General features: G+C 66.4%; 19 protein-coding genes. 9 read left to right on the top strand and 10 right to left on the bottom strand.

The window, feature by feature from the left end:
- The first annotated feature begins 64 nt into the window (after positions 1-64).
- Positions 65-388 carry a thioredoxin gene (trxA, locus tag KYX17_RS18575; RefSeq protein ID WP_243228441.1) on the top strand — a complete coding sequence of 108 codons (324 nt, stop codon included), beginning with the start codon at positions 65-67 and terminating at the stop codon, positions 386-388.
- 386 nt (positions 389-774) lie between these two features.
- Here the strand turns inward: trxA and KYX17_RS18570 are convergent, their stop codons facing one another.
- From KYX17_RS18570 to rpmH, 10 genes are all read right to left on the bottom strand, one after another.
- Entirely contained in the window at positions 775-1,110 is a 336-nt protein-coding gene (locus KYX17_RS18570) for a tryptophan synthase subunit alpha (RefSeq protein WP_243228440.1), read from the bottom strand.
- Between the two features lie 9 nt (positions 1,111-1,119).
- Positions 1,120-2,559 (bottom strand): sugar porter family MFS transporter, encoded by a 1,440-nt coding sequence (locus tag KYX17_RS18565; RefSeq protein WP_243228439.1) that lies wholly within the window; start codon positions 2,557-2,559, stop codon positions 1,120-1,122.
- A 70-nt stretch (positions 2,560-2,629) separates the two neighbouring features.
- On the bottom strand, positions 2,630-3,589 hold the full coding sequence (locus KYX17_RS18560; RefSeq protein ID WP_243228438.1) for a ParB/RepB/Spo0J family partition protein: 960 nt from the start codon (positions 3,587-3,589) through the stop codon (positions 2,630-2,632).
- A complete protein-coding gene (locus tag KYX17_RS18555; RefSeq protein ID WP_243228437.1) occupies positions 3,589-4,530 on the bottom strand; it encodes a ParA family protein in 942 nt (313 codons plus the stop codon). The genes KYX17_RS18560 and KYX17_RS18555 overlap by 1 nt, the downstream gene beginning before the upstream one ends.
- 1,759 nt (positions 4,531-6,289) lie before the next feature.
- The gene (gene rsmG, locus KYX17_RS18550) at positions 6,290-6,916 is read right to left on the bottom strand and encodes a 16S rRNA (guanine(527)-N(7))-methyltransferase RsmG (protein WP_243228436.1); all 627 of its coding nucleotides are present in this window, start codon (positions 6,914-6,916) and stop codon (positions 6,290-6,292) included.
- A 30-nt stretch (positions 6,917-6,946) separates the two neighbouring features.
- Positions 6,947-7,441 (bottom strand): R3H domain-containing nucleic acid-binding protein, encoded by a 495-nt coding sequence (locus KYX17_RS18545; protein ID WP_243228435.1) that lies wholly within the window; start codon positions 7,439-7,441, stop codon positions 6,947-6,949.
- Positions 7,441-8,508, bottom strand: a complete 1,068-nt coding sequence (gene yidC, locus KYX17_RS18540) for a membrane protein insertase YidC (RefSeq protein ID WP_243228434.1) — start codon at positions 8,506-8,508, stop codon at positions 7,441-7,443. Before yidC ends, KYX17_RS18545 begins: the two co-directional genes overlap by 1 nt.
- A 3-nt stretch (positions 8,509-8,511) precedes the next feature.
- Entirely contained in the window at positions 8,512-8,862 is a 351-nt protein-coding gene (yidD, locus tag KYX17_RS18535; RefSeq protein WP_243228433.1) for a membrane protein insertion efficiency factor YidD, read from the bottom strand.
- Entirely contained in the window at positions 8,859-9,164 is a 306-nt protein-coding gene (gene rnpA / locus KYX17_RS18530) for a ribonuclease P protein component (protein WP_249223810.1), read from the bottom strand. Before rnpA ends, yidD begins: the two co-directional genes overlap by 4 nt.
- Positions 9,165-9,215: 51 nt before the next feature.
- On the bottom strand, positions 9,216-9,353 hold the full coding sequence (gene rpmH, locus KYX17_RS18525) for a 50S ribosomal protein L34 (RefSeq protein ID WP_005054680.1): 138 nt from the start codon (positions 9,351-9,353) through the stop codon (positions 9,216-9,218).
- Positions 9,354-9,671: 318 nt separating this feature from the next.
- On the opposite strand from rpmH, the gene dnaA reads away from it, so the two are divergent.
- From dnaA to KYX17_RS18485, 8 genes are all read left to right on the top strand, one after another.
- A complete protein-coding gene (dnaA, locus tag KYX17_RS18520; protein WP_243228431.1) occupies positions 9,672-11,063 on the top strand; it encodes a chromosomal replication initiator protein DnaA in 1,392 nt (463 codons plus the stop codon).
- Positions 11,064-11,832: 769 nt separating this feature from the next.
- Positions 11,833-12,975: a DNA polymerase III subunit beta gene (gene dnaN, locus KYX17_RS18515; RefSeq protein ID WP_243228430.1), complete on the top strand. Its 1,143-nt coding sequence runs from the start codon at positions 11,833-11,835 to the stop codon at positions 12,973-12,975.
- A complete protein-coding gene (locus KYX17_RS18510) occupies positions 12,976-13,440 on the top strand; it encodes a GNAT family N-acetyltransferase (protein WP_243228429.1) in 465 nt (154 codons plus the stop codon). It abuts the gene before it with no gap.
- A gap of 414 nt (positions 13,441-13,854) precedes the next feature.
- Positions 13,855-15,036, top strand: coding sequence for a DNA replication/repair protein RecF (gene recF, locus KYX17_RS18505; protein ID WP_243228428.1), 1,182 nt, complete (start codon positions 13,855-13,857; stop codon positions 15,034-15,036).
- Positions 15,033-15,536, top strand: coding sequence for a DUF721 domain-containing protein (locus KYX17_RS18500; RefSeq protein ID WP_243228427.1), 504 nt, complete (start codon positions 15,033-15,035; stop codon positions 15,534-15,536). Before recF ends, KYX17_RS18500 begins: the two co-directional genes overlap by 4 nt.
- Positions 15,537-15,654: 118 nt before the next feature.
- Positions 15,655-17,718: a DNA topoisomerase (ATP-hydrolyzing) subunit B gene (gyrB, locus tag KYX17_RS18495; protein WP_243228426.1), complete on the top strand. Its 2,064-nt coding sequence runs from the start codon at positions 15,655-15,657 to the stop codon at positions 17,716-17,718.
- Positions 17,719-17,797: 79 nt separating this feature from the next.
- The gene (gene gyrA, locus KYX17_RS18490) at positions 17,798-20,347 is read left to right on the top strand and encodes a DNA gyrase subunit A (protein WP_243228425.1); all 2,550 of its coding nucleotides are present in this window, start codon (positions 17,798-17,800) and stop codon (positions 20,345-20,347) included.
- A 5-nt stretch (positions 20,348-20,352) separates the two neighbouring features.
- The gene (locus KYX17_RS18485; RefSeq protein WP_243228424.1) at positions 20,353-20,757 is read left to right on the top strand and encodes a DUF3566 domain-containing protein; all 405 of its coding nucleotides are present in this window, start codon (positions 20,353-20,355) and stop codon (positions 20,755-20,757) included.
- The last annotated feature ends 95 nt before the right edge of the window (positions 20,758-20,852 follow it).

The following is a 20,852-nucleotide window of genomic DNA, read 5'->3' as shown; positions in this document are numbered from 1 at the left end:
CCGGGAACACTTTCCCTCTGCCTGCTGTTGGTGCAGGTGAGACCTCGAATCAAGGAGAAGGCTGATGACTGCTAAGGCGACGAGCCAGGCGACGTGGGATCAGGATGTGCTGCAGGCCGAGGGCACCGTTCTGGTGGACTTCTGGGCGGAGTGGTGCGGTCCGTGCCGCATGGTCGCACCGGTGCTCGACCAGATCCAGTCCGAGCATCCCGAGAAGATCACGATCCTCAAGCTCAACGTGGACGAGAACCCCGAGCTGGCGATGAAGTACCAGATCACCTCGATCCCGGCGATGAAGGTGTTCTCCGCCGGCGAGGAGCGCAAGACGATCATCGGCGCCAAGCCGAAGTTCGCCCTCGAGCAGGACCTCGCCGAGTTCATCGGCTGATCGTCCCCGAAGACCCTGAAGGCCCGCCCTCCCCGGAGGCGCGGGCCTTCGTCATTTGTCGAAGACCGGCGCTCTTCGCGCTCATTCGCAAAACATGCCGCTTCCGGCATGAACCCCGGCCTGCACCTTCCCCTCTCCCTTTCTCCTCCCCCTCTCCGATGGATCGCGAACGATCCGTTCCTCTCCCAGAGAGGGCGCAGGGATGCTCCCCGGAGAGAGCATCGGGAGGGCCCCAGCGAAGCTGGGAGCGACCCTCCGCGAACGAGGGGAGCATCCCGGAGCCCGGCGTGTGTCCCGCGATGGCGAAGCCGAGTCCCGTGTCTCTCTCCCCCGCGATGGCGAAGCCGAGCTCCCCGCTCATTCATTCAGCGATCGCGAAACGCCCCCTACGAGGCGTCGGCGATCGACGCATCCCACCGCCGGTACTTCGGCCCATCGCCCAGGAGCTTCCACACCGCCGGCGTCAGCTGCGGATACTCCAGCGCGATCTGCCGCAGCACACGGTAATGCCGGGCCGCGTTCGGCCGCACGCCGTCGTTCGCCGCGATGTTGTCGGCGCGCAGCAGATACACGACGAGTTCATCGACGCTGGGGAGGTCCTCCATGAAGTCCCACGGATCCTCACCGCCGAGCAGCCGTTCCTGAATGAGCACGGCCAGTTCGTCGGCGGCTTCTGCGCGCAGGACTTCGAGGCTGGCTCGGCGGGGAATGGCTTCGGTCACTGAACAAGCCTACGCGCGCTTGGGATGTCCTCGGCGCGTGATCTCCACGACATCCGTCATGGTCTCCAGCTCGCGGCCCTTCGTCTCGGGAACCTGGAAGTACACGAAGAAGAACGACAGGGCCGCGAAGAACGCGTAGAAGCCGTAGGCGAAAGTCAGCCCGATCTCGGCGAAGGCGGGGAAGGTCGTCGAGATGAAGAAGTTCGCGATCCACTGGGCGGCGGCGGCGACCGCGAGAGCGCCGGCGCGGATCGAGTTCGGGAACATCTCCCCCAGGAGCACCCACACGAGCGGTCCCCATGTCGCGCCGAAGAACACCACGAATCCGTTGGCGCAGACGAGTGCGATCAGCGACCAGGGCTGGGGCAGGACGACACTGCCGTTCTCGAGGGTCCCGAACGAGAAAGCGACGGCCATGAGGCCGAGCGTGATGGTCATGCCGATCGAGCCGATCAGGAGCATGGGGCGACGGCCGACCTTGTCGACGAGCAGGATCGCGACGATCGTCACGACGATGTTCGTGATCGAGGTGATGACCGAGGTGAGCAGGGCGTTGGATTCGTCGAATCCCACGGACAGCCACAGGGTCGTCGAGTAGTAGAAGATGACGTTGATGCCGACGAACTGCTGGAAGACGCTCAGCAGGATGCCCACCCACACGATCGGCTTCAGACCGAGCCGGTTGCCGCGGAGGTCTCGGAGGGACTCGTGCTTCTCGGTGTTGATCGTCGCCTTGATCTCCTGGATCTTGAGATTCACGTCGGTCTCACCGGTGAAGTCGTACAGGACCTGCGAGGCCTTGTCGAGTTGTCCTCGGGCGACGAGGAAGCGCGGGGACTCGGGAAGACGCAGCGCCATCACGCCGTAGACGATCGCCGGCACGGCCTCCGCCATGAACATCCATCTCCAGGCATCCAGCCCCCACCAGAGGACGGAGGATGCTCCGCCGGCGACATTGGCAAGGATCGCGTTGGAGACCAGTGCGGCGAAGATGCCGAGCACGATCGCGAGCTGCTGGAGCGATCCGAGCCTGCCACGGATGCGGGCCGGCGAGACTTCAGCGATGTAGGCGGGCGCGATGACGGATGCCGCCCCGACGCCGAGTCCGCCGATGACGCGCCACACGATCAGGTCGATGACGCCGAACGCGAGTCCCGAGCCGATCGAGGAGGCCAGGAACATGATGGCCGCGATCACCATGACCGGGATACGGCCCCACTTGTTCGCCAGTGATCCGGCGAACCACGCGCCGACCGCGCATCCGAGGAGCGCCGACGAGACGGCGAATCCCTGGAGAGCGGGACCCAGGTCGAACGCTCCGGCCAAGGCGTCGACGGCGCCGTTGATCACCGCCGTGTCGAATCCGAAGAGGAAGCCGCCCAGGGCCGCCGCGATGCTGATTCCGATGACCCGTCCGCTGATGCGACCGGGTGCTCTCTGCTCCGACATGTCGATTCCCCCCGTTCCCGGCCGAGTCTATTGCGCCGCGGGGCGATCGGTGCGGGTTGGCGCGGATCCGTCAGGAACCGTAGCCGTCCTCCCCCAGCTCGGCCAGGATGCGGTTGAGATCCTGAATCGAAGCGAAATCGATGACGACCTGGCCTTTTCGCGATCCGAGGTTCACCTTGACGCGCGTGTTCAGGCGGTCGCCGAGCTTGCTGCCGACCTCGTCGAGATAGGCGCGCCGCGCGCCTGGCTGGGGCTTCGGAGCCTTCGTCCCGGCATCCCTCGGGGTCGCCTTGGCGGCCTCCTCCGCGGCGCGGACAGACAGGTCCTCGTTGATGATCTTGTCGGCGAGGCGCTGCATGGCCTCGGGCGAGTCCAGGCTCAGGATCGCCCGCGCGTGGCCGGCCGAGAGGACGCCGGCCGCCACGCGCTGCTGCACCGGAACGGGCAGCTTCAGCAGACGGATGGTGTTGCTGATCCGCGGTCGCGAGCGTCCGATCCTACCGGCGAGCTCCTCCTGGGTGATGCCGAAGTCCTCCAGGAGCTGCTGATAGGCGGATGCCTCTTCCAGGGGGTTCAGCTCGGACCGGTGCAGGTTCTCGAGCAGGGCGTCGCGGAGCAGATCCTCGTCGGTGGTGTCTCGGACGATCGCGGGGATCGTCTCGAGCCCGGCCTCGCGGGCGGCTCGTGTGCGCCGCTCCCCCATGATGAGCTCGTACGCGCCGTCCGCGTTCGTGCGGACCACGACCGGCTGCAGCACGCCGAACTCCCGCACGCTGTGGACGAGCTCGGCGAGATGTTCGGGGTCGAAGTGGCTGCGCGGCTGCCGCGGGTTCGGGACGATCTGGTGAGGGTCCACCTGGATCAGACGCACGCCGGGGATCGCGGCGAGCTCGGGGGTCTCCTCCGTCTCGACCGGGGCCGCGGGTGTGATCTTCGCGCCGGGGAAGAAGACGTCGACGGGCCGCTCGGTCTGCTCCGTCGTGGGGATCAGAGCGCCGATCCCCCGTCCGAGTCCGGTTCGCTTCGCCATCAGTTCTCCTTGCTCTGTGTGCTGCTGGTGCGCGCTGCGGTGCGCTGCGCGATCTCGACGGCCGCCTCGCGGTACGCGATGGCGCCGGCCGAGGTCCCGTCGTAGCCGATCACCGTCTGCCCGAAGCTCGGCGCCTCGGAGACCCGGACCGACCGGGGGATGACGGTGTGGAGCACCTGCTCCGGGAAGTGACCACGGACCTCGTCCGCGACCTGCTGCGCGAGACGGGTACGACCGTCGTACATCGTGAGCAGGATCGTGGACAGATGCAGCTTAGGGTTCAGATGCTTCTGGATCATCTGGATGCTGCCGAGAAGCTGGCTGAGTCCCTCCAGGGCGTAGTACTCGCACTGGATCGGGATGAACACCTCGGAGGCCGCGGTGAACGCGTTGATCGTCAGCAGTCCGAGGGACGGCGGGCAGTCGATGATCACGAAGTCGAGTGGGTTCTCGGCGATGTACGCCTCGAGCGCACGTCCGAGCCGATGCTCGCGCGCGACCTGCGCCACGAGCTCGATCTCGGCGCCGGCGAGGTGGATCGTGCTGGGCGCGCAGAACAGGTTCTCGGACTCCGGGCTCGGCTGCACGATCTCGGCGAGGGGGACGTCGTTGATCAGCACGTCGTAGATGCTCGTGACATCAGCGCTGTGCGGGATGCCGAGGGCCGTCGACGCGTTGCCCTGCGGGTCCAGATCGATCACGAGGACGCGGGCGCCGAGGTTCGCCAGGGCGGATGCGATGTTCACCGCCGTGGTCGTCTTGCCGACTCCGCCCTTCTGATTCGAGATCGTCAGGACGCGGGTCTGGGAGCCGTCGAAGTCGAGGGAGATGTCCTCCAGGGCCCGCCGGCGCGCGCTCAGATCGGCGATTTCGCGGGCGAGTGGGGTGTCCATCCCGAAGCCATCGTTCGGTGCCTGTTCGGGTTGTTTCACGTGAAACATCCACTCCTTTCGGGGCCGCGTTCCACTCTAATCGAGGCGAGGGACGTTGATGTTCAGCCTGACGGGGGCCGTTCCGGGATGGTGCCGGGCTCCGGGGTGTCGTCGTGTTCGCGGAGGGTCCCTCCCAGCTTCGCTGGGGCCCTCCCGATGCTCTCACGACGACACCCCTGCGCCCTTTCAGGACGAAGCCGGGGGTCGCGGCGGGACAGCGAAGAGGGGAGGGAGAGGGGAGGCAGCGTCGGCTTCGCCGACGACTGCGGGGGGTGTTTCACGTGAAACGGTAGGTGTGGGGGATCGAGCGCGCGTTGGTGGAGTGGATCCTCAGAGCAGAACTCGAGGGCGGGTTCGGTACGGGCCACCTTGCGCTCCCCCGGCTGGCGAATCGCACAAGTCGGGGTGGAGGTGTGGGTTCGACGGTGTGTTTCACGTGAAACGGTCGAGGTGACTTCCGGGGCACACCCACGGCAACAGGGCGGCTCGCCCGCGAGATTGATCACACCGCAGCGGGAGGCGGACGACAACGACCAGATCAACCCGGTGGCGCCTTGGGGTGAGGCGGGCGGGACCCTGCGGCGGGTGACCACGTTTTCTCGGATGGCCGGCGGGCAACATGGGAACGAGCTAAATCCCCCGCACTGACCTGCCGTTCCACTCACGCGAACCGAGGACGTACCGTTGAGTGCACCAAAGGGAGAGGCCGTGCAGCGGTGTCGATTCGGCCAGGCGGGCCTTCTCTTCTCGGCGGTACTGCAACAGCCGAAACGAACCGGCCTCAGGCACAGATCCCACGACGTTTCACGTGGAACGGCTCTCAAGGTCGAGCTGCTGACGAATGAGTCTCACGAGCTCCCCGTCCTCACCCCTAGACGATGACCACCGTCGCAACCGAGAATGCAGCCAGACCCATTGCTCACGCCCAAGGACGATCGGCAACTGGCGAGCAGGTGGAGGCCAACCGTGCACGCCGCGCTCTCCCGCATGCTCTGTGGAAGCGCGCCATCCCGCATCTACACACAGACCCCGTTCATCAAACGCGATGACGTCTCCCCCGACAGCTTCCACGGCCATGCTGTTGTCGACGGCGCCGTCCACCTGCCACAGCTTCACCGGCACGCGAACTCTCCGGTAGTCCACTGTCGCCCCTGCTCTCGGTCATCCTGACCCTGAGGTCAGCAATCCGTTTCACGTGAAACACTCTCGCACCACCATCGCACGACATGCCCACACCGATCGTCCGTGCGATGCGGCATCGCGCGACGAATCGAGCGCCGACTGGGACCACCCGTCCCGCGCCCCAGACTCGTAGTCCGCGATGCCGTGGCCCGAAGCCGGGTGATCCTGTTCCACGTGAAACATCCACCCCGCCATCACGCGATCGCTCGCCCGTCACCGCCAGATCGCCGCGTGATCATGACCGCCCACCGCAGGTCCACCCCACGCCCATCCATATTCAACGACGTCGTCGGCATCGCTCCGGCCGTTTCACGTGAAACATCCGCCGAAGCCTCCCCCGCTCATGCCGCAGCCGTCGGCGAAGCCGACGCTGCCCCTCCCCTCCCGCCCCAACGCCACGCGCGCGTGTACAGGCGCGTGTCCATCCCGGAAGAGGGCGGTGGAATGCTCCGAGAGTGAGCATCGGGAGGGCCCCAGCGAAGCTGGGAGGGACCCTCCGCGAACGAACGGAGCATCCCTCCGCCCGCCACCAATCACTCATCAATTCCTCAGCCACATCAATCAACGACCGAAGACACCGACCGAGCTACCCCCGAACGACAGCCCGAACGACGCGCGTCGTCTCCGACAGCACGCCCTCCCCCAGCACCTCGACGCGCACGTCCGAGAGCAGGTACTTCTTGACGGGCTTCTGAGCGGCCTCGATCTCGTTGGTGGCGTTGGCGCCCTTGAGCAGCACGAGCTCTCCGCCATCGCGCGCAAGCGGTGCGGTCAGGGGGATCAACGCACGCAGCGCACTGACCGCGCGAGCTGTGACGACGTCGAACTCACGCTGCCGCCGTGCTTCCTCGGCGCGTGCGCGCACCACCTCGACGTTCGTCAGCGCCAGGGATGCCACCTGCTCGTCGAGCCAGGCAACGCGTCGCTCCATCGGCTCGATGAGCGTGAAGCGGACGTCCGGCCGTGCGATCGCGAGCACGATGCCCGGCAGGCCGGCGCCGGAACCGATGTCTGCGACCGAACCATGCATGAGGGGAGCGGCGATCGCCGAGTTCAGGATGTGGCGTGTCCAGATCCGCGGGAGCTCCAGCGGGCCGATGAGTCCGCGCTCCTCGCCCTGCTCGACCAGCGCAGCCGTGAAGGCTCGTGCGACCTCGATTCCTTCGCCGAAGAGGTCCGCGGCGACAGCCGGCTCGATCTCGACGTCACTCATCGACGGCTCCCCGATGTTTCACGTGAAACATCAGTGCCGGCGAATGACGGTGTGGCGGTCCGCGCCTTCACCGTACGACTCCGAGGTGAGTCCGCGATCCGCGACGATGTCATGGACGAGCTTGCGCTCGTAACTGGACATCGAGGGCAGAGATGCCTGCGATGCACCTTCGTCGAGCTTCACGACGGCGGCATCGACCAGCTTCTCGAGCTGACGACGACGGGCGTCGCGCGAGCCTCCGATGTCCAGGATGAGCCGGGAGAATGCACCGGTCTTGCTCTGGACCGCCAGACGTGTGAGCTCCTGCAGAGCCTGGACCGTGTCCGGCGCGGAGAGCAGTTCGATGCCCTCACCCTCCGCCTCCACCGAGACGTAGGCGCGTCCCTGTCGGACATCCAGCGTGAGGTCGCCGTCGATGTCCGCGATGTCGAGCAGCTCCTCCAGGAAGTCGGCTGCGACATCGCCCTCCGCCTCGAGGTCGGCGACGCTCGGGGCCGTGCGCTCGGTGACGTTCTCGACGCTCATCAGTTGTTGCCCTTCTTCTTGGCGCGCTTCTTGCCGACCGGCTGCTGCCGCTTGGGTGCTTCCGCCTTGGCCTTCTCGGCTTCCTCGAGCATCCGCTTCTGCTCCGCCTCGTAGGCGGCCATCGGGACGACCTTGCCCTCGGAGTTGATGGCCTTGCCCTTGCGCGCCAGGCGCTCCTCGCGGGCCTTGGCCGCCTCAGAACCCGGGGTCGGCATCTCGCGGATCACGAGGAACTGCTGTCCCATGGTCCACAGGTTCGAGACGAACCAGTACACGACGACACCGAGCGGGAAGAAGACGCCGGAGAAGATGAAGCCCAGCGGCAGGATGTAGAGCATGATCTTCTGCATCTGATACGCCTGGCCGGTCTTGGCCTCGGGCGACAGGTTCTTCGAGATGATCTGCAGCTGCGTGAAGAACTGGGAGGCGATCATCAGCACGACGAGGATCACCAGCAGGACGATCGCCGTGACGTTCTGGGTCTCGATCGCGTTGCCCAGCGTGCCGTGCAGCGACACCGACCCGAAGATCGTGGCGTCGTAGAACTCCTTGGTGAGCTCCGGACTCAGGAGCCCGACGCCGCCCTGACCCGCGACGGCGTGCTTCGTCACATCGTTGAGCACGCTGAACAGGGCGAAGAAGATCGGCATCTGCACCAGCAGCGGAAGACAGCTCGACATCGGCGTCGTGCCGTGCTTCTTGTACAGCGCCATGGTCTCGCGGCTCATCGCCTCGCGAGAGAGCTGATCCTTCTTGCCCTTGTACTTCTCCTGAACTTTCCGCAGATCAGGAGCGATTTCCATCATCTTCCGCTGACTCTTGATCTGTCGGACGAACAGCGGGAACACCGCGGCACGCACGACGATCACCAGACCGACGATCGACAGGATCCAGGTGAGGCCGGCGGCGGCCGGAAGGCCGACGGCGGTGAAGAGCCAGTGCCAGAAGACGAGCACGGCCTCGACCGCCCACTTCAGGGGCCACAGGATCGTGCCGAGCAGATCGAATCCGGTGTTCGCGGGAGCGTCCGTCGGTGTCGCGGAGGCGAGCAGAAGGTCAAGACCCACTGTTCAGTCCTTTCGAAGAGGAACGACGAAACCGCTTGCGGTCAGGTCGTAGCGGAAATGCTTGTGCGGGCGGACGTCGTCGACGCCGCCCCGAGTCCAGGGATTGCAGCGGAGGATGCGCCATGCCGAGAGCATCGCTCCCTTCACCGCACCGTGCTGCTGCACCGCACCTACAGCGTAGGCGGAACAGGAGGGGTAGTACGCGCACACATCCCCGTACAGCGGGGAGATGACCTTGCGATATCCGGCGAGGAAACCGAGCACGAGGTTACGGGGGATCAGCGGGATGCTCCGCACGATGTCCTCGGCGTGCAGATGCCCGTGCCCGGTGGCGTACGACGGCAGCGCGCTCACGCCGTCACCGGTGGGGAGAGTCGACGGACGCAGCGCTCGACATCGGCGCGCAGCTCCGAGAACGAGGCGGTCGCGGATGCAGGAAGGGCACGGATGACGACATCCGTGCCCTGAGGGATCTCGCTGAGCAACTGCGCGCACACGGCTTTCAGCCGACGTCGCACGGTGTTGCGGATCACAGCGTTACCCACCTGCTTGCTGATGATGAACCCGAACCGGGCCGCTCGCTCCGCATCGCCGGTCGTCAACAGAGACGTGACGACGCGCGCGCCACCGCACCGGGAACCGCGTCGGACCACCATCCGGTAGTCATCGCCGCGGGTCAGACGGTGCGGGCGGGCGAGCACGGCGGGTTACGCCGAGAGCTCGGTGCGGCCCTTCGCACGGCGGGCCGACAGGATGCTGCGGCCGGCGCGCGTGCGCATGCGGGCGCGGAAGCCGTGCTTCTTGGCGCGGCGACGGTTGTTGGGCTGGAAGGTGCGCTTGCTCATGGATCACTCCGGGAAGTCAGTCACCGGATACGGATCGACCGGAGACATGGGGAACTGCCCAAATGGGCATAAGTCAACCGATTTAGGGTACGTCAGTCAGACACGCAGGGCAAATCCCCGCGTGCCGGCTCCCACCGTGGCACCCGATCCGCACAGCCATTATCCACAAGGCCGTGCACCCGGGCTCGTCCAACACGCCCGCCGGATTTCCGCGGCAGGTTGCCCTTCTCAGCCGCGATGACTACCGTGGCATCCGAAGTTATCCACAGGGGGGCCGGCCGCTCGGCGACTCTCCGACCGTCCCCCGCACGGAGCGCCATGTCCTCGCCTGTCCATCCCGACGTCCCGGTCTGGAACGAGGTGCTCGAGGTCCTGGCGGACGATGATCGTGTCACGCCGCAGTTGCACGGCTTCCTCTCCCTGGCCGTGCCGGCCGGCGTCATGGGGACCACGCTCTATCTGGACGTGCCCAACGATCTCACCGCGGCGCAGATCAACAAGCGGCTCCGCATCCCCCTCATGGAGGGTCTCGCGCAGGCGGGGGGAGAGGTCACCTCGTTCCGGGTCGTGGTGAACCATGAGCTCGCCGATCAGCCGACCGCACCCATCGCCGTGCCGGACTTCGCCCGCATCGAGACACCGCGCGTCGAATCGCCCATCGAGCAGCCGACCGCGATCCGCCACGAGTCGCGACTCAACCCGAAGTACACCTTCGACAACTTCGTCATCGGACAGTCCAACCGTTTCGCCCATGCCGCCGCGGTCGCCGTGGCCGAGGCACCGGCGAAGGCCTACAACCCGCTGTTCATCTACGGCGACTCCGGTCTCGGGAAGACCCACCTGCTGCACGCGATCGGGGATTATGCGCAGTCCCTCTACTCCGGAGTCAAGGTCCGGTACGTCTCGAGCGAAGAGTTCACGAACGACTTCATCAACTCGATCGCCAACAACCGCGGATCCGCGTTCCAGGCCCGCTACCGTGATGTCGACATCCTCCTCATCGACGACATCCAGTTCCTGCAGGGCCGTGCGGAGACGCAGGAGGCCTTCTTCCACACCTTCAACACGCTGCACGATCACAACAAGCAGGTCGTCATCACCAGCGATGTGGCGCCCAAGCACCTGACCGGCTTCGAGGATCGGATGCGCAGTCGCTTCGAGTGGGGACTCATCACCGATGTGCAGGCGCCCGACCTGGAGACCCGCATCGCGATCCTCCGCAAGAAGGCGCAGAGCGAGGCACTGCACATTCCGGACGAGGTACTGGAGTACATCGCGACGGTCGTGTCGTCGAACATCCGTGAGCTCGAGGGCGCTCTCATCCGCGTGTCGGCGTTCGCGAGCCTGAACCGCTCGTCTCTCGACATCGCTCTGGCCCAGACCGTGCTGCGCGACATCGTCGACACCGCCGAGGACAACATCATCTCGCCGACGGACATCATCACCGCGACGGCGCAGTACTTCAAGCTCACGGTCGACGACCTCTACGGCTCGAGCCGCTCGCAGCAGATCGCGACGGCCCGACAGATCGCGATGTATCTGTGCCGCGAGCGCACGAACCTCTCCCTGCCCAAGATCGGCCAGCTCTTCGGCAACCGCGATCACACCACCGTGATGTACGCGTACAAGAAGATCAGCGAGCTCATGAAGGAGCGCCGCTCCATCTACAACCAGGTCACCGAGATCACCACTCAACTCGGCCGCCGCTGACCTTCCCTTCCCTTCCTTCCCTCACCTTCAGCCGTCGGGCGAAGCCCGACGCTGCCCCCGGCTGACCTTCGTCGCGCAGTCGTCGGCGAAGCCGACCCTGCCCACCGCGCGCCTTCCCCGTTCCTGGCGCAGTCGTCGGCGAAGCCGACGCTGCCGCCCTTCCCTCCCCCTTCTCAGTAGTCGGATGATGCGATCTCATCCGAAGGAGGGCGGAGGGATGCTCGGGTCGAGAGAATCGGGAGGGCCCCGGCGAAGCCGGGAGGGACCCTCCGCGAACGACCCGAGCATCCCGCAGCCCGCCACCACGCCCCGCGATGTCGCAGACGAGCCCCTCGCCCCTCGGCCCCCCGTTGTCCCCCGAACGACCGACTTGACGCCCACGCGCCCCATCCGATACGCCCCTTTGCACATGTGGATAACTTGTGGATGGATCCCGAAGTTAACGGGACGAATCGATGCCGGAACCGGCATCCTGTGGATAACTAGGCCAGCATGAACAGCGGCCGATCTCCTCGAAACCCGCGGTTTCCTCAGCGATTCCACATCTCACAGCCGTGTAGTTTCCTACTCTCGACTGATATCCACCGACTTATCCACAGTATCCACAACTGTTAACACCGTTAACGAGTTAACCCGGATGAAGGGCGATTCGATCACCTCGGAGGTGTGGAAACCGGGCGTATGGCGCGGTCACGCTGTAGGGATACGATGGGAAGCCCTGACGCGGGCCCGCCCGCTCAGGTCTTGTAATCACGACGAGGGAGCGCCCGTGAGGTTCCAGGTCAACCGCGATGTCTTCAGCGAAGCAGTGTCCTTCGTCGTCAAGCTGCTGCCTCAGCGGAACCCTCAGCCGATCCTGGCGGGTGTCCTGATCGAGGCCGGAGACGCAGGGCTCACGCTGTCGGCGTTCGACTACGAGGCATCCGCGCGGACGACCATCGAGGCCACAGTCGAGACGGCCGGAACGATCCTCGTCCACGGTCGACTGCTCTCCGACATCGCCAGCCGACTGCCGAACGCTCCGATCGAGATCGCCGTCGAGGACGACGGGGGCATCGCCGTCACGTGCGGTTCGGCACGGTTCACGCTCGCCGCGATGCCGGTTGAGGAATACCCTTCGATTCCCGAGGTGTCCGGGTCCAGCGGTGTCGTCCCCGCGGAGGACTTCGGCACGGCGATCGCGCAGGTCGGTTTCGCCGCCTCGCGAGACGATGTCACTCCCGTCCTGACCGGAGTGCAGCTGGAGGTCTCCGGCACCACGCTGAGCCTCGTCGCCACCGACCGGTACCGCGTGTCGCTGCGGGACGTGCCGTGGGACGGCACGTCGTCGGATCAGACCGCGCTGGTGCCGGCTCGCACACTGCAGGAGGTCGGCAAGACCTTCGCTCACGCGGGCAACATCGAGATCGCGTTCTCGGGCGAGGGGGATCGGGAGATCATCGCCTTCACCGCCGGCAACAAGACGGTGACCTCTCTGCTGATCAAGGGCAACTTTCCGCCCGTGCGCCGTCTCTTCCCCGAGCAGACCGACCACTACGCCGTGGTCAACACGGCCGATCTCATCGAGGCCGTGCGCCGTGTTTCGCTCGTGCTGGACCGGGCGGCTCCGCTGCGCTTCACGTTCTCGACGGACAGCGTCACGATGGATGCCTCGGGCAGTGAGCAGGCTCGCGCCTCCGAGTCCGTCGACGCGCACCTCTCCGGCGGTGACGAGGTGACGCTCGGGCTGAACCCGCAGTACCTCGTCGAGGCGCTCGGCGCGGTCAAGAGCGAGTTCGTGCGGGTCACGTTCACCTCGAGCGACAATGCCAACAAGCTCAGCCCGATCCTCGTGACGAGCCAGACCTCGGTCGATCAGGCCGGCAACGACTCGTACAAGTACCTGCTTCAGCCGAACCTCCTGCTGCGCTGAGTGCGTCTCGAGCCGATCACCCCGCAGCTCGCCGCACGCATCATCGCTCGCGACGAGCAGCCCGGCGACCGCTGGCATGCCGAGTATCCGTTCGCGGATGAGCTCGTCCCGCTGCGGATGCTGGCCGCGGCGACCGACCCGCATCCCGTGTTCACGCTGTACGCGATCCGGGATGAGGACGGCGTCGCCGTCGGCGGCCTGGGCTTCTTCGGCCCACCGGAGGACGGCACCGTCGAGATCGGGTACGGACTGGTCCCCTCGGCGCGCGGTCGCGGCCTGGCGTCGGATGCTGTGACGCATGCCGTCCGGATCGCCGCCGCCCATGGCGCCGATCGCGTGATCGCGGACACCGACCTCGCCAATCTCCCGTCGCAGCGCGTCCTCCTCAGAGCCGGTTTCACCGAGTCCCGCCGAAACGGTGAGAAGGCGTTCTTCGAACGCACCCTCCCCCACCCCTCGGCCTGAGCGGCGCGAACCTCCACACAGGCGGCTGCGCGGAGAGCGCGTTTCGACGCGGTCGGCTCCGCCTCCCTCGCTCAACGAGCGAGAGGAATGGAGGGCGGACATGGCGCAGCCGTCGGCGAAGCCGACGCTGCCTCCCCATCCCATCCCCTCCCTTTCCCAGAACGGGAGTCGGCCTCCCTCCAAGAGAGGGCGCAGGGATTCTCCGTGAGCGAGCATCGGGAGGGGCCCAGCGAAGCTGGGAGGGACCCTCCGCGAGCGAACGGAGAATCCCGGAGCCCGGCACTTCTCTCCGCGATGCCGCAGGCGAGCCCCACCCATGCTCCTCCGCGCAGACCGCGTTTCGACTCGGTCGGCTGCGCCTCCCTCGCTCAACGAGCGGAGAGCGTGTCAGCCACCGCCGGTAGGCTGACTCCCGTGATTGTGGAGCACCTGAACCTGGTCGACTTCCGCAATTACGCGACCGCCGACCTCACTCTCCACCGCGGCCCGAACGTGCTCGTCGGCCGTAACGGCCAGGGCAAGACCAACCTCGCCGAGGCCATCGTGTTCCTCGCGACGCTCGGTTCGCATCGGGTGTCCTCCGACGCGCCGATGGTCCGCGACGGGGAGGAGTTCGCGATCATCCGCGCGCGCCTCTCGGTCGGTGAGCGCCGAGTCCTGGTCGAGGTGCAGCTCAACCGTCAGGGATCCAACAAGGCGCGGATCAACGGTTCGCCCGTGAAGACGAGCGAGCTCCCGCGCTACGCCCACGTCGTGCTGTTCGCGCCGGAGGACCTCCAGATCGTCCGGGGCGATCCGTCCTCGCGGAGACGGTTCGCCGATCAGCTGCTCATCCAGCGGACACCGCGCATGGCGGGGGTGCTCGGCGACTACGATCGCGTGCTCAAGCAGCGGACGGCGCTGCTCAAGTCCGCGCGGGCTCGTGGCATCCGGGGCGAGGCGCTCGCCACGCTCGAGGTCTGGGACGACAAGCTGATCGCGCTGGGCAGCGAGATCATCGTCGCGCGTCAGCGCCTGGCGGCCGACCTGCAGTCACCGCTGGCCGACTCGTATGCGGCGATCGCCGGCGCGGATCACCGGCCGGAGCTGGAATGGGCGCTGTCCGTGCGCGGCGGAGATCCCGAAGAGGGCGAGGCGGCGGAGTCCGCTGCGGTGGAGCGAGCCGACATCGCCGAGACGTTCCGTGCCGCGCTGCTGGCCAAGCGCACCCAGGAGCTCGACCGCGGTCTGACGCTCGTCGGCCCGCATCGCGATGACCTCATTCTGCGGGTGCGGTCCTTGCCGGTGAAGGGGTACGCGTCGCACGGCGAGTCCTGGTCGGTCGCCCTGGCGCTGCGACTGGCGTCGGCGGAGCTGCTGCGGGCCGAATCTCCGGCGGGGGATCCGGTGCTCATCCTCGACGACGTGTTCGCGGAGCTCGATGCGGATCGCCGGCGCCGATTGGCCGCGTTGACCAGCGGGTACGAGCAGGTGGTGGTGACCGCTGCCGTCGAGGAGGATATTCCTGAAGTGCTGCATCGTCACGTCGTGCGAATCGCGGCCGGGACGATCAGCGACGACCGGGACGACGCCGGAGACGAGGAGGACGACGCATGACCGAGCACATCACGCACACGGCATCCGAGATCCCCGAGACCGTCGCGACCTATCTGCGCCTGCGCGGCCTCAAGCCCAGCTCGAAGAACTGGAAGCGCAAGCGCCGCATCGCGGACGACGACGAGAACGCCCCGTTCACCCCCGGCCGCGACCCTGGGTCCCTCGGTGCCGTCCTGGACGTCCTCACCAAGGAGGCCGGCTGGGAGTCGACGATGGCCCGAGAGGACCTGGTCCGCCAGTGGGCGGACCTCGCCGGCGCCGACACCGCGAAGCACTCCGATCCGGTCTCGCTCGAGAACGGGATGCTCACGATCAAGTGCGATTCCACCGCGTGGGCGAAGAACCTCCAGTACATGCGGGGAACGATCCTCACCGAGATCGGCAAGCGTTATCCTGCGGCGGGTGTGGAGAACCTCCGTTTCATCGGCCCGGACGTCCCCTCCTGGAAATGGGGACCGAGAGCCGTCCCAGGGCGGGGCCCGCGCGATACCTACGGGTAGGACACCATGGGAGGCATCCCGATCGATTTGAGGGGCACACACGGCCTTTCAGCGCCATGAAGCGGTCTCGGTACAGGTAGACTGGAGACCACAAGATCGATGTGGAGAATGCCCTCTGATGACGCCTGAATCCCCCGCTGACGAGACGGAATCGACCACCGGGGGCACCCCCGACGCGCAGGCGAGCTCCTCCGCCAAGGTCGAAGCCGAGTACGGCGCCGACTCCATCCAGATCCTCGAAGGACTCGAGGCGGTGCGCAAGCGACCCGGTATGTATATCGGATCCACCGGTCCTCGAGGCCTGCACCACCTGGTCCAGGAGATCGTCGACAACTCGGTCGACGAGGCCATGGCGGGTCATGCGGACACCATCGTGGTCACGCTGCTCGCCGACGGCGGCGTCCGTGTCGTCGACAACGGCCGCGGCATCCCGGTCGATCCGCACTCCTCCGACCCGACCAAGTCCACGGTCGAGGTCGTGCTGACGATCCTGCACGCCGGAGGGAAGTTCGGCGGCGGCGCCTATGCCGTCTCCGGTGGTCTGCACGGCGTCGGCTCCTCCGTCGTCAACGCGCTCTCCACGCGCTTCGAGGTCGAGGTCAAGCAGAAGGGCTTCGTCTGGCGGCACAGCTTCGCCGACGGCGGTGTGCCCCAGCAGCAGCTCGAGAAAGGCGAGGCGACCACCGAGACCGGAACGAGCATCACGTTCTGGCCGGACGCCGAGATCTTCACCGAGGGCATCGAGTTCGAGTACGAGACGCTGCGCACCCGTTTCCAGCAGATGGCGTTCCTGAACAAGGGACTGCGCATCGAGCTGAGCGACGAGCGCGAGGGCGCGACCTACGAGACCGAGGTGGACGGTCAGACCGTCACCAAGCAGCGCGCGGACGTGTTCCACTACGAGCGCGGGCTCGTCGACTACGTCGAGTACCTGAACAAGGTGCGTCATGCTGAGGTCGTCAACGACGAGATCATCGATTTCGCCGCGGAGGACACCGTGCGCAAGATCTCGGTCGAGATCGCGATGCAGTGGACGACGTCCTACACCGAGAGCGTGTTCACGTACGCGAACGTCATCAACACGCACGAGGGCGGCACGCACGAAGAGGGCTTCCGCGCGGCGCTGACTACGCTGGTGAACAAGTACGCGCGTGCGAACAACATCCTCAAGGAGAAGGACGACAACCTCTCCGGCGACGACGTCCGCGAAGGGCTGACGGCCGTGATCTCGGTGAAGCTCTCCGAGCCGCAGTTCGAGGGTCAGACCAAGACGAAGCTCGGCAACACCGAGGCCAAGGCCTTCGTGCAGAAGGTCGTCGGCGATCAGCTCGGCGATTGGTTCGACCGCAATCCTGCGCAGGCGAAGAACATCGTCCGCAAGGCGATCGATGCCGCGACCGCTCGTCTCGCCGCCCGCAAGGCCCGCGAGACCGCCCGCCGCAAGAGCGTCTTCGAGTCGGCCGCGATGCCCGACAAGCTCAAGGACTGCACGAGCAAGGACCCTTCGATCAGCGAGATCTTCCTCGTGGAGGGGGACTCCGCAGGCGGTTCGGCGGTGCAGGGTCGCGACCCGCATACCCAGGCGATCCTGGCGCTGCGCGGCAAGATCCTCAACGTCGAGCGCGCGCGACTCGACAAGGCACTGGGCAACAAGGAAGTCCAGGCGATGATCCAGGCCTTCGGCACGGGCATCGGCGAGGAGTTCGACATCGAGAAGGCCCGCTATCACAAGATCGTGCTGATGGCGGATGCCGACGTCGACGGCCAGCACATCACAACCCTCCTGCTGACGCTGCTGTTCCGCTACATGCGCGGACTCATCGAGGCCGGTTTCGTCTACCTCGCGATGCCGCCGCTGTACCGCCTGAAGTGGTCGAACTCGGCGCACGAGTACGTGTACTCGGATGCCGAGCGCGACGCCCTGCTGAAGGACGGCCTGGCGAACGGCAAGCGGATGCCGAAGGACGCCGGGGTGCAGCGTTACAAGGGTCTCGGCGAGATGAACGCCAAGGAACTGTGGGAGACCACCATGGATCACACCACCCGGACGCTCCGCCAGGTGACGATCGACGACGCCGCCGCGGCGGACGAGATCTTCAGCGTGCTGATGGGCGAGGACGTCGAGTCCCGCCGCAGCTTCATCCAGCGCAACGCCAAGGACGTCCGCTTCCTCGACATCTGACCTTTCACCAGGACATCCCGAAGCCCGACGCCGGCTTCCGCATTCACCTCCGGATCAGCATCCGAACAGAGAAGAACCCATGACTGACGAAGAACGCCCCGACATCAACGCCGGACACGACCACGGCAAGATCGACCAGGTCGACCTGCAGTCGGAGATGCAGCGCAGCTATCTCGACTACGCCATGGCCGTCATCGTCGGCCGCGCGCTGCCGGATGTGCGCGACGGCCTCAAGCCCGTGCACCGCCGCGTGATCTACGGCATGTACGACGGCGGCTTCCGGCCGGACAAGTCGTTCTCGAAGTGCGCCCGTGTCGTCGGCGAGGTCATGGGTCAGTACCACCCGCACGGCGACTCGGCGATCTACGACGCGCTCGTCCGGCTCGTGCAGCCATGGTCGCTGCGCTACCCACTCGCTCTCGGACAGGGCAACTTCGGGTCCCCCGGCAACATGGGGGCCGCGGCCCCGCGGTACACCGAAACGAAGATGGCTCCGCTCGCGCTCGAGATGGTGCGCGACATCGAAGAGGAGACCGTCGACTTCTCGGACAACTACGACGGGCAGACGCAGGAGCCCGACGTGCTGCCGGCGCGGTTCCCGAACCTGCTCGTCAACGGCTCGGTCGGCATCGCGGTCGGCATGGCCACGAACATCCCACCGCACAACCTCCGCGAGGTGGCCGACGCCGCGCTGTGGGCGCTGGAGAATCCCGGCCTCCCCCGCGAGGAGCTGCTGGAGGGCCTGATCAAGCGCGTCCCCGGTCCGGACTTCCCCACCGGTGCGCAGATCCTCGGCACCAAGGGCATCCACGAGGCCTACCGCACCGGCCGCGGCTCGATCACGATGCGCGCCGTGGTGAACGTCGAGGAGATCCAGGGCCGCACGTGCCTGGTGATCACCGAGCTGCCCTACCAGGTCAACCCCGACAACCTGGCGGTGAAGATCGGCGACCTCGCCCGCGACGGCAAGATCACCGGCATCGCCGACATCCGCGACGAGTCCTCGGACCGCACGGGTCAGCGTCTGGTCGTCGTCCTCAAGCGCGATGCCGTGGCGAAGGTCGTGCTGAACAACCTGTACAAGCACACCCAGCTGCAGGAGAACTTCGGCGCGAACATGCTCGCGATCGTCGACGGCGTGCCGCGGACGCTGGCGCTCGACGGCTTCGTGATGCACTGGATCGACCACCAGATCGACGTCATCGTCCGTCGTACCGCGTTCCGCCTGCGCAAGGCCGAGGAACGGATGCACATCCTGCGCGGCTACCTCAAGGCGCTGGACGCCCTCGACGAGGTCATCGCCCTGATCCGGCGCTCGCCCACGGCGCAGGATGCCAATGAGGGACTGCAGAAGCTCCTCGAGATCGACGAGGTGCAGGCGGACGCGATCCTGCAGATGCAGCTGCGCCGGCTCGCCGCGATGGAGCGCCAGAAGATCATCGACGAGGCCACCGAGCTCGAGGCGAAGATCGCGGACTACAACGAGATCCTCGTCGACCCGGCACGCCAGCGCGCCATCATCCGCGAGGAGCTCACCGGCATCGTCGAGCGCTTCGGCGACGAGCGCCGCACGCACATCCTGCATGGATTCGACGGCGACGTGTCCATGGAGGACCTCATCGCCGAAGAGGAGATGGTCGTCACCGTCACGCGTGACGGCTACATCAAGCGCACCCGCAGCGACAACTACCGCTCGCAGCACCGCGGCGGCAAGGGAGTCAAGGGGGCGCAGCTGCGCGCCGACGACATCGTCGAGCACTTCTTCGTCACGACGACGCACCACTGGCTGCTGTTCTTCACCGACAAGGGCCGCGTCTACCGCACGAAGACGTACGAGGTGCCCGAGGCCGGACGCGACGCCAAGGGCACGCACGTTGCGAACCTGCTGGCGCTGCAGCCGGACGAGGGGATCGCGCAGATCCTCGACATCCGCGACTACGGCGTCGCCGACTACCTCGTGCTCGCGACGCACGACGGCCTCGTCAAGAAGACGCGGCTGGGCGACTACGACACCAACCGCCAGGGCGGCGTCATCGCGATCCGCCTGAACGACGACGACGAGCTCGTCGGCGCGCTGCTGGTGAACGCCGAGGACGACATCCTCCTCATCAGCCGCCGGGGCATGTCGGTCCGCTTCCAGGCGACCGACGAGGCGCTGCGTCCGATGGGACGCGCGACGGCGGGTGTGAAGGGCATGAAATTCCGTGAAGGCGACAGTCTGCTCTCGGCATCCGTCGCAGCACCGGGACAGTTCGTGTTCGTGGTGACCGACGGCGGGTACGCCAAGCGCACCGCGGTCGAGGAGTACCGCGTGCAGGGACGCGGCGGATACGGCATCAAGGTCGCCAAGCTCAACGACGATCGGGGCACGCTCGCGGGCGGTCTCATGGTCGCCGCGGACGACGAGGTCTTGGTGGTTCTGTCCAGCGGCAAGGTGGTACGCTCTGCCGTGGCCGAGGTCCCGGCGAAGGGCCGCGACACCATGGGTGTGGTGTTCGCGAGGACGTCCGAGGACGATCGCATTCTGGCCATCGCCCGCAACGGAGAGCGCGGCCTCGCCGAGGAAGACGCCGAGTCGGAACCCGAGACGCCCGTTTCCGAGAACACACAGACTCCTGAGGAAAACTGAGACGCATGAGCACAGTAGCCGACAAACTGGCGAAGAAGTCCACGCGCAAGACCGGTGGCAAGCAGGTCCGGCTGCGGCTGGTCTACGTCGACTTCTGGTCCGCCGTGAAGCTGTCGTTCCTCGGAGCGATCGCCCTCGCGGTGGTGACCATGGTGTCGTTCTTCCTCGTCTACATGGTGCTGCAGGCCACCGGCCTGATCGCCCAGGCCGATGGCATCCTCGACAGCTTCACCGACGGCGCGTTCTCGCTGACGGAGACGGTGGGTCTTCCGCAGGTCATGGCGTTCGGGGCCGTGGTCTCGATCCTGAATCTCATCGTCTTCACGGTGCTGGGTGCCGTGGTCGCGGGGATCTACAACCTCGCGGTCAAGGTCACCGGCGGTCTGCTGGTCGGCTTCACCTCGAACTGACCGCCTTCCGTCGTTGTCGGGAACCTCCGCAAGCGGGTAGGGAAAACCCGAAGCGAGTCGTCCGGCTGACTCGGTGTCCCGCGACCGGTCGGAAC

It is taken from the genome of Microbacterium sp. CIAB417 (genome assembly GCF_022788845.1).
This window is presented reverse-complemented; position numbering and strand designations above follow the sequence as displayed.